Origin of the sequence: Acinetobacter sp. USHLN143, from assembly GCF_037145695.1 — a bacterium.
In the GTDB taxonomy this organism is placed as follows: Bacteria; Pseudomonadota; Gammaproteobacteria; order Pseudomonadales; family Moraxellaceae; genus Acinetobacter; species Acinetobacter fasciculus.
The window spans coordinates 1-7,547 of record NZ_JBBCWZ010000101.1 but is presented as its reverse complement, the minus strand read 5'-3'; the positions used below and the strand labels follow the sequence as shown (position 1 = coordinate 7,547).

At 35.4% G+C, this 7,547-nt stretch carries 9 protein-coding genes and 1 pseudogene; 7 read left to right on the top strand and 3 right to left on the bottom strand.

The window, feature by feature from the left end; all coding sequences use genetic code 11:
* The first annotated feature begins 126 nt into the window (after window positions 1-126).
* Both repM and WFH18_RS16025 read left to right on the top strand, forming a co-directional pair.
* Complete coding sequence (repM, locus tag WFH18_RS16030) at window positions 127-1,110, top strand: replication initiation protein RepM (RefSeq protein ID WP_004282261.1); 984 nt, start codon at window positions 127-129, stop codon at window positions 1,108-1,110.
* Window positions 1,107-1,403 (top strand): hypothetical protein, encoded by a 297-nt coding sequence (locus tag WFH18_RS16025; protein WP_004282260.1) that lies wholly within the window; start codon window positions 1,107-1,109, stop codon window positions 1,401-1,403. The genes repM and WFH18_RS16025 overlap by 4 nt, the downstream gene beginning before the upstream one ends.
* Here the strand turns inward: WFH18_RS16025 and WFH18_RS16020 are convergent.
* Complete coding sequence (locus WFH18_RS16020) at window positions 1,400-1,681, bottom strand: hypothetical protein (protein ID WP_005254311.1); 282 nt, start codon at window positions 1,679-1,681, stop codon at window positions 1,400-1,402. The two genes, WFH18_RS16025 and WFH18_RS16020, sit on opposite strands and share 4 nt — an antisense overlap.
* A 186-nt stretch (window positions 1,682-1,867) precedes the next feature.
* Between WFH18_RS16020 and mobQ the strand changes: the two genes are divergently transcribed.
* Both mobQ and WFH18_RS16010 read left to right on the top strand, forming a co-directional pair.
* Window positions 1,868-2,839 (top strand): MobQ family relaxase, encoded by a 972-nt coding sequence (mobQ, locus tag WFH18_RS16015; RefSeq protein WP_004809023.1) that lies wholly within the window; start codon window positions 1,868-1,870, stop codon window positions 2,837-2,839.
* Window positions 2,836-3,333 (top strand): hypothetical protein, encoded by a 498-nt coding sequence (locus tag WFH18_RS16010; protein ID WP_004282258.1) that lies wholly within the window; start codon window positions 2,836-2,838, stop codon window positions 3,331-3,333. The genes mobQ and WFH18_RS16010 overlap by 4 nt, the downstream gene beginning before the upstream one ends.
* Window positions 3,334-3,476: 143 nt before the next feature.
* Here WFH18_RS16010 and WFH18_RS16005 read toward each other — a convergent pair whose 3' ends face one another.
* Entirely contained in the window at window positions 3,477-3,758 is a 282-nt protein-coding gene (locus tag WFH18_RS16005; RefSeq protein WP_004282257.1) for a type II toxin-antitoxin system RelE/ParE family toxin, read from the bottom strand.
* Window positions 3,751-4,041 (bottom strand): type II toxin-antitoxin system RelB/DinJ family antitoxin, encoded by a 291-nt coding sequence (locus WFH18_RS16000; RefSeq protein WP_004282256.1) that lies wholly within the window; start codon window positions 4,039-4,041, stop codon window positions 3,751-3,753. The genes WFH18_RS16005 and WFH18_RS16000 overlap by 8 nt, the downstream gene beginning before the upstream one ends.
* A gap of 280 nt (window positions 4,042-4,321) precedes the next feature.
* Between WFH18_RS16000 and WFH18_RS15995 the strand changes: the two genes are divergently transcribed.
* The 3 genes and pseudogenes from WFH18_RS15995 to WFH18_RS15985 all read left to right on the top strand — a co-directional run bounded on the left by WFH18_RS15995 (window position 4,322) and on the right by WFH18_RS15985 (window position 7,065).
* Window positions 4,322-5,164 (top strand): 2OG-Fe dioxygenase family protein, encoded by an 843-nt coding sequence (locus WFH18_RS15995; RefSeq protein WP_004282255.1) that lies wholly within the window; start codon window positions 4,322-4,324, stop codon window positions 5,162-5,164.
* Entirely contained in the window at window positions 5,161-6,054 is an 894-nt protein-coding gene (locus WFH18_RS15990) for a lysine exporter LysO family protein (protein WP_004282254.1), read from the top strand. Before WFH18_RS15995 ends, WFH18_RS15990 begins: the two co-directional genes overlap by 4 nt.
* A 262-nt stretch (window positions 6,055-6,316) precedes the next feature.
* Window positions 6,317-7,065 (top strand): annotated as a pseudogene (locus tag WFH18_RS15985) (IS5 family transposase).
* Window positions 7,066-7,547 lie beyond the last annotated feature (482 nt).

The following is a 7,547-nucleotide window of genomic DNA, read 5'->3' as shown; positions in this document are numbered from 1 at the left end:
TATCTATACGTTTATGCAGTCTTATCTATACGTTTATGCAGTCTTATCTATACGTTTATGCAGTATTGCTATACATATTTAATCAATGTAATATAATTACAACTAAAAACAATGTATGTATAAAAAATGGCAAATGATTTAGTCGTTAAAAATAATGCTTTGATTGATGCAAGTTATACATTAAGTCTTATAGAGCAACGCTTAATAGGGTTGGCTTTGGTTAAAGCCAATAATCAGCACCAAGAAATAACAAGTGATACTGTGTTGACAATACATGCAGGGGAGTATGCGGAACAATTTAAGGTAGATAGCTCAGTTGCTTACCGAGCATTAAAGGAAGCATCAGAACGCTTATTCTTACGCTATTTTTCTTATACGTTATATGGCTTAGAGTTTGGTAAAGAATACACGCTTAAACCGCCAAAAAAACTAAGAGATTGTGATATACCCACAACAATGAAATCGAGATGGGTACAAAAAATTGGTTATACCGAATCAGAAGGCTTATTACATTTTCAACTTACCAGCGATGTTGTTTTATTAGTTGCCAATTCAAAAGAATATTTTACAAGTTACTACCTTTCTCAGACTACAGAATTTACTAGTACCTACGCCACTCGGTTGTTTGAGTTATTAATGAAGTGGAAAAATGTAGGACATATTCCGCTTATTCCAATAGAGCAGTTACGAGGACAGTTAGGTGTAGAACCCAAGCAATATAAAATAATTTCTAACTTTAAGTTACGAGTATTAGATGTTGCTGTGGAACAAGTGAATCAACATTCAGACTATACGATTAAATATAAACAACATAAGCAAGGGCGGACGATTATTGGTTTTTCATTCACATTGAAGCCTAAAGTAGATAAAACCTCAAAAAAAATAATATCCAAGCAAAATCGCAATAGCCCCGATTTTTTCATAAAATTGAGCGACCCACAACGTCATTTATTTGCAAATAAAATGTCAGAAATGCCTGAAATGGGGAAATATTCACAAGGTACAGAAAGCTACCAACAATTTGCTATTCGTATCGCTGATATGCTTTTAGAGCCTGAAAAATTCAGAGAGCTTTATCCAATATTAGAAAAATCAGGATTTCAGCCATGATTAAATTAAATAACCTATCAACCGATCTAAAACATGTGACCGTTGAATACCTCGACATCGTAAATTATGAAATTGCGAGAGAAAATATATGCGGTTATATCTTCCTATTATCCCGAATATCCAAAGATGCCGAACCAACCGAAAAAATACAGATGGAAAGCAAAATACAGAACTTAATTTACTATCGGGATAATTTACAAATCGAGGACAAGGACAATATTCAAAAGGTTTTAAATACGCTCATTCCAGAGTATCAAGCCGAACAAAAAAACCAAATAGCTAAGAAAAATTAGGCTTCAATATCGGGCAAATCAAAAAGCTGTCGATCTCTATTTTCTGTTAAATATTCGTTGAGTTCAGCCAATATTTTTTCTTTATTGGCTTCATTCTGCATTTTTTTAATCAAATAAGAACCGAGCAGAATTTTACGCCGAGTATCATCTTTTCGTTGCTGTTCCTTTTGCTTGGTACGTTCTCTTGCTTCGATAGCTTGTTTCTGTGCTTTTAACTGTTTCAGCTTCTCTAACTGGGCTTCAATTTTCTTTTCAATATTTTCAGCAGATTTAGTCATAACGGTTAATTTCGGAATATAGAAAACCACTCAAGCATAAGACCCTATGAATTGAAATTCAAGCGGGTAATATGCTATCGTTTTTTTCATGAAATGCGCACTTACGACTTGGATTTCATCCAAGTCTCCATTAGCGTAAGGGGATTCCCCTTAACCCCAAAAGCAAAAGCACCCCAAGGTGACTGCATGGCAATTTATCATTGTTCCACTAAAACGGTTAACCGAAGTTCGGGACGAACTGCGGTTGCATCATCTGCATATCGTGCAGGGGAAAAATTAGAAGATGAACGCACAGGACTGACCCATGACTTTACGAGAAAAGATGGTGTCGCCCATTCTGAAATTCTGTCTAATTTAGATATTGAAATTGACCGTGCTGAGCTTTGGAACTTGGCAGAAAAAACCGAAAACCGCAAAGATGCCCGAACCGCTAGAGAATGGGTCATTGCCCTACCTGATGAATTAGACGCTGATCAACGTAAGGACTTGGCAAAAGAATTTGCCAGGTCCTTAGTTGATCGCTATGACGTGATCGCAGATTTAGCCATCCATGAACCCAGCAAAGGCGGTAATGATAAAAACCACCACGCCCATATCATGCTCACCACCCGAAAGGCAGAACTGGACACAGATAATAAACTCACCCTGACCACCAAAACCGATATTGAACTCAGCAACGCCAAACGAAAAAGCCTTGGTATGGGTACAACCCAAGAAGATATTAAGCAAATTCGAGAAACATGGGCAGACTTAGCCAACAAGGCATTGGAACGTGCAGGCTACCGAGAAAAAATAGACCACCGCAGCTATGCCGATCAAAATAATGGACTACAAGCAACCATCCACGAAGGCAGCAAAGTCACCCAATTACGCAGACAAGGCATAGACACTGAAATCAGCCGTTTCAATGACAATGTGAAACAGCAGAACACCCAACAACTTGAGCAACAGAAACAGCAGAAAGAGAGCGTTTTACAGCGTGGTTTAAACCGTGTCGATCAAGGTTTTGAGCAATGGCAGAAAAACCAAGAAAACAAACGCCTAGAACTGGAACGCCAAGCGGAAATGAAGCGACAACAAGAACTAGACAAACAACGAGCCGAGCAAGCAAATCGTAAGGCATCACGAAATTTAGATAATGATGGATGGTCACGATGAGTAACCAAAATGATTTAGACGACCAACTCTATATTTTATTGGCATCTATGAAGGAATACAGAGAAGCCATAGCAGATGATAACAAGCGATTAGAGACGTTCTACAATGAAGTAGCTAGCGGAGTACTCAATAAGGCTGAAAAGTCGCTAGAAATCGCAAATAAGAAGCATACAGGCGCATTGAATAACAGTATTCAGGCATTAAACGAAGCCACAAACAGACTGAACTCAAAATTTATCATCATTTTTGCTAGTGCATTTGTCGCCTTAGTGATGGTATTCATTTTGGCAATATTCTTATACGTGCCAAGCAAAGATGAAATTGATGAACGTAGAGCTGATATGGCTGTACTTAAAAAATATCCGCTACAAATTCGAGAAAGTGATGGCGAAACGCTAGTCAGAATTATGACTAAGAAATGCTATTCATTTGAGCCAAATAACGTCAAAAATAAAACTTATGATTGGTGTCGCATTGACCCTAAAAAATACTAGATGATCGGTACTTTGCTTGGTTTTTCTCATTACTGATCAGATTACAGCAAGCGCAAAGTTGCCCGACTTTGAAACATGGCTAAAGCCATATTTCAAAGCATCGAGCCAAGATAGATGAAATGCCTAAGCACATAAATTTTTCACTATTTATTTCTGCGCTTTCCAAACAATTCCGAGTGGCTACCAATTCGTACCAATTGCAAATAATCTTCTTGCTTGGCATAGATCAATACTAAATCAGGTTTAATGTGGCAGTCCCTAAAGCCTTCCCACTCACCAGTAAGACCATGATCACAATATTTTTCAGGCAAAACTATATCGCTACAAAGGCAATGTAGAACTTCTGCCCATGCAGGTGTAATTAGCTCTAAAAATTGCTTTTTAATATCTCTCTTAAATTGGCTTTCAGCTAATATCTTACGCATTGGCTAATTCTTGCATCGCTTTCATAAATTCTTCAGGTGTTTCATAAGCATCTGAAAAATCAGTTCTATTTTTTGCTTCAGTCAATGCTTTTCTTGTGACACTATTCGGCACATTCTCTGTCTCTGCATAATCAAAAGACAAGGGAATTTTATTGGTCTCAGCAACTTGTGTTAAAAACAATTTAAAGGCTTGTGATGCGCTCAGTCCATAACGCTCAAACACTGGAAATGCCCGATCACGCAAATCTTGCTCAAGTCGCAGATTAAAATTTGTTGTCGCCATATCATCACCTATGTTTTACAAAACATGTACTATCGTAAACCTAATGTACGCTAATAGTCTAAAAAATCACTCAAATTATTGTAAGAATTAGTTCCAATATCTGAATTTTGTATAACAGCCATTATGTTAAATGGGAGGGTATTTCATTGAGAATTCACAAAAATTTACCACTTATTAAACCTAAGAGTATGATTATTAATTATAAATAATTTACTTTTTCATAAAAATTAAATATTTTTTGGGCAGTATTACAATATTAAGTTATATAGTAAGGTTTCCTATGCTGAATCAAAATTTAAGAAAAGAATATCCAAACGAAAATCATCAATTTAATTTAAATCAAGAAGTTGATGTTTCAAAATTACAAGAAGACTTTCAACAGAATGGTTATATAAAATATAAGGCTTCAGAAGTTGACATTAACTCAAAATTAACTATTTTCAATGAATTTAGAGAGTTAGAAAAAGATCCCTTTTCACCATCAAACACTCAACGCTTTAGAAGGTATGGAAATGCTCTAATTCTTCCATGGGAAAAGCAAAAAAATCCAATTTGGTTACCGACTACAATAACTGATGATGGAAGAGAACTATCTGGATATGATCAAGGTAATAATAATCCAGAGCATGGCTCTATCAGATATTTTAATGCTTTAAGTGACGATGTTAAAAGCTCTAAATATTTGAATTCAATAATTATTGAAGACTATAACTTAACATTTGGGTTAAATGACTATTATTTACCAATTTATGTTGGAATACACTTTGTTAAATTAACTTCAACTTGTGACCAAAGTTTAGGCATTAGTTCTCCTGATTGTTTCCATCAAGATGGAGAACCTTTTACCTTTGCTCATCTTCTTTATAGAAGCAATAATATTGTAGGCGGTGAAAATTATATAGCCCATCCAAATGAAAGAAATAAGCGTCTAGATGATGTAAACAATGAAAATATTTACAGTCAATTCACATTAAAAAATATTTCTGATAGTTTTGCTGTTCACGATTCTTCGGTATGTCATTATGTATCACCAATTAAAAAAATTAATAATGATCAAGTAGATTTACTTGGTGAGCGTTGGATGATTTTAATTGACTACTCTTTAACGAAACAAAAAATATGATAAATAACCTTATATTTTCTTTATTGCCTATTCTCTTATCTTTAATACTTGGATGGGGAATTGGGCGAGTAATAAATTCAAATACTAGAGATAATTTAGTAAGTTATATAACATTCTTAGTCTGGTTACTTCTAATTTCAATAGGTTTCCAATTTGGTAGTATTCTTTTTGATAAAGAACTAGGAACTACAGTAATTGTCGGATCATTTATTTATTCAACAATTATTACTTTTATTACTTTTATTTTACTTTTTAAAAAAGTAAAAAATACAAGTAAAAATAAGAAATCTATATCTGAAATTTTTAAACCTATCAAAGAGTGTGTGATTGCTATATCAATGGTTATTATTGGTATGGTTTTGTATCTTGTATTGCCGAGTAATTGGGAGAGTGAGGCTGTAAGTAGTATTCTTCTTTATATCTTGATATTTTTGGTAGGTGTGGATTTATCAACAATTAAAATTCAAGCTTTGACCATTAATCATTTTCAAGTACCACTAATTACAATTTTTTCACTATTCATTGCTGCATATTTAACAACATTCATTATAGATAAATCATTTTTTGAACTTTTAGTTTTAGGAAGCGGATTTGGCTGGTTTTCTCTTTCAGGTCCACTCATAGGAAAAACATTAGGTGCTGAATATGGAACTTTTGCCTTATTAACTGATTTAATTAGAGAGTTTTATGCAATAGGTTTGCTATATCTTCTTGGACGAAATTATCCTAATCCTATAATTGGTATTTGTGGAGCTACAGCAATGGATTCTACACTTCCATTTATAAAAAATAATTGTTCGCAATTGGACGTGCAAATAGCAATTTTTAGCGGTTTTATTTTGACAATACTAGCACCCTTTTTTATTATATTTTTTAGTGTTTTTATTTAAAATATTATTTTAGGCAGTGATTTACTTAACTTGATTATTAAATTTTTCTAAAATCAACATAATACACGTTATACGAAATGTGTTATATTTCTTGTGAAATTTCAACGCTATAGTTTCAATTTTATAGCCCGAGCATCCCAGTTCGGGCTTTTTTATGCTTTTTCACGTTCCACGGCTAATCTTTGATCAATATTCCACGTTTTTAATTAGAGCCTGTCATCAATTAGCTTGAGAAAATCTAACCTGTCCTCATTATTTTTTCATGACTAAACGCTATGCATTAAGAGATGATCAGTGGGAGCAGATTAAGGATCTGTTACCTGGACGAGCGAGTACTGTTGGAGTAACTGCCAAAGATAACAGGCTATTTGTTGAAGCAGTATTGTATCGGTATCGTTCAGGTATTCCATGGCGAGACTTACCCGAACGCTTTGGGGATTTTAGAGTTGTGCACACTCGCTTTAGCCGTTGGGCTAAAGCAGGCGTATGGCAGAAAGTTTTTGAAGTGCTATCACATGAAAGTGATAATGAATATGCCATGCTAGACTCAACCATTGTGCGTGCTCATCAACACAGCGCCGGAAAAAAAAAGAACAGGCAATCGGACGCAGTAAAGGTGGTTTAAGTACCAAAATTCATGCCCGTACTGATGCTTTAGGCAACCCAACAGGATTTTATCTCACTGCCGGGCAGACTCATGACTTAAATGGTGCTGATGTGCTGCTGGACTTATCGTTAAGTCAGACTTGGCTCATGGATAAAGCCTATAATTCTAAGGATCGGGTGATTGATCCAATCCATAAGATCAAGGGTCAGATCGTGATGCCATCCAAAAGTAACGCGATTGATCAGCGTGATTATGACCAACATCTTTATAAAGCAAGACATCTGATCGAGAACTTCTTCGCCAAGCTCAAGCAGTATCGAGGTATTGCTACGCGCTATGATAAATTGGCTCAAAACTTCCTGTCAGCAATCTACCTTGCTTCAATCATGATATGGCTTAATTGATGACACGCCCTAGTTCAGCTAAATAAAATTATTTGCTCCCAACTGTAATAACCAAGCGAGTGCCTACGAGCGATTGAGCAACATAAAAATTTCGCCCCGTCTTTTTCCTGATTACAAAGCCTCCTTTTGCAGCCAAACGAGATTAACCGAGCAAAGCGACTGTATAGCTTTTGCTTGATGATCGAGCGTGAGCGAGTAAAAAATCTCTATGAGCGAAGCGAATCCATTTTTGCTTTTAGATTTCACAAACAGAATTAACCAAAAACTGCCCCTCGAAGCGAGGAACGAGCTTCAATAGAGTACGAGCTTTAGCGAGTATCTAGGGCAGTTTTAAGCACTTCCCCTCTTTTTAATAATTTTATAATTTTATAATTTTAGACCTCTTATTTTAATTAAATATCAATAGTTTGTGCGCCTATATCTATACGTTTATGCAGTCTTATCTATACGTTTATGCAGTCTTATCTATACGTTTATGCAGT

Excerpts from the sequence above, each read along its gene's own strand:
- repM (WP_004282261.1), top strand. The coding sequence starts at position 127 with ATGGCAAATGATTTAGTCGTTAAAAATAATGCTTTGATTGATGCAAGT.
- WFH18_RS16025 (WP_004282260.1), top strand. The coding sequence starts at position 1,107 with ATGATTAAATTAAATAACCTATCAACCGATCTAAAACATGTGACCGTT.
- WFH18_RS16020 (WP_005254311.1), bottom strand. The coding sequence starts at position 1,681 with ATGACTAAATCTGCTGAAAATATTGAAAAGAAAATTGAAGCCCAGTTA.
- mobQ (WP_004809023.1), top strand. The coding sequence starts at position 1,868 with ATGGCAATTTATCATTGTTCCACTAAAACGGTTAACCGAAGTTCGGGA.
- WFH18_RS16010 (WP_004282258.1), top strand. The coding sequence starts at position 2,836 with ATGAGTAACCAAAATGATTTAGACGACCAACTCTATATTTTATTGGCA.
- WFH18_RS16005 (WP_004282257.1), bottom strand. The coding sequence starts at position 3,758 with ATGCGTAAGATATTAGCTGAAAGCCAATTTAAGAGAGATATTAAAAAG.
- WFH18_RS16000 (WP_004282256.1), bottom strand. The coding sequence starts at position 4,041 with ATGGCGACAACAAATTTTAATCTGCGACTTGAGCAAGATTTGCGTGAT.
- WFH18_RS15995 (WP_004282255.1), top strand. The coding sequence starts at position 4,322 with ATGCTGAATCAAAATTTAAGAAAAGAATATCCAAACGAAAATCATCAA.
- WFH18_RS15990 (WP_004282254.1), top strand. The coding sequence starts at position 5,161 with ATGATAAATAACCTTATATTTTCTTTATTGCCTATTCTCTTATCTTTA.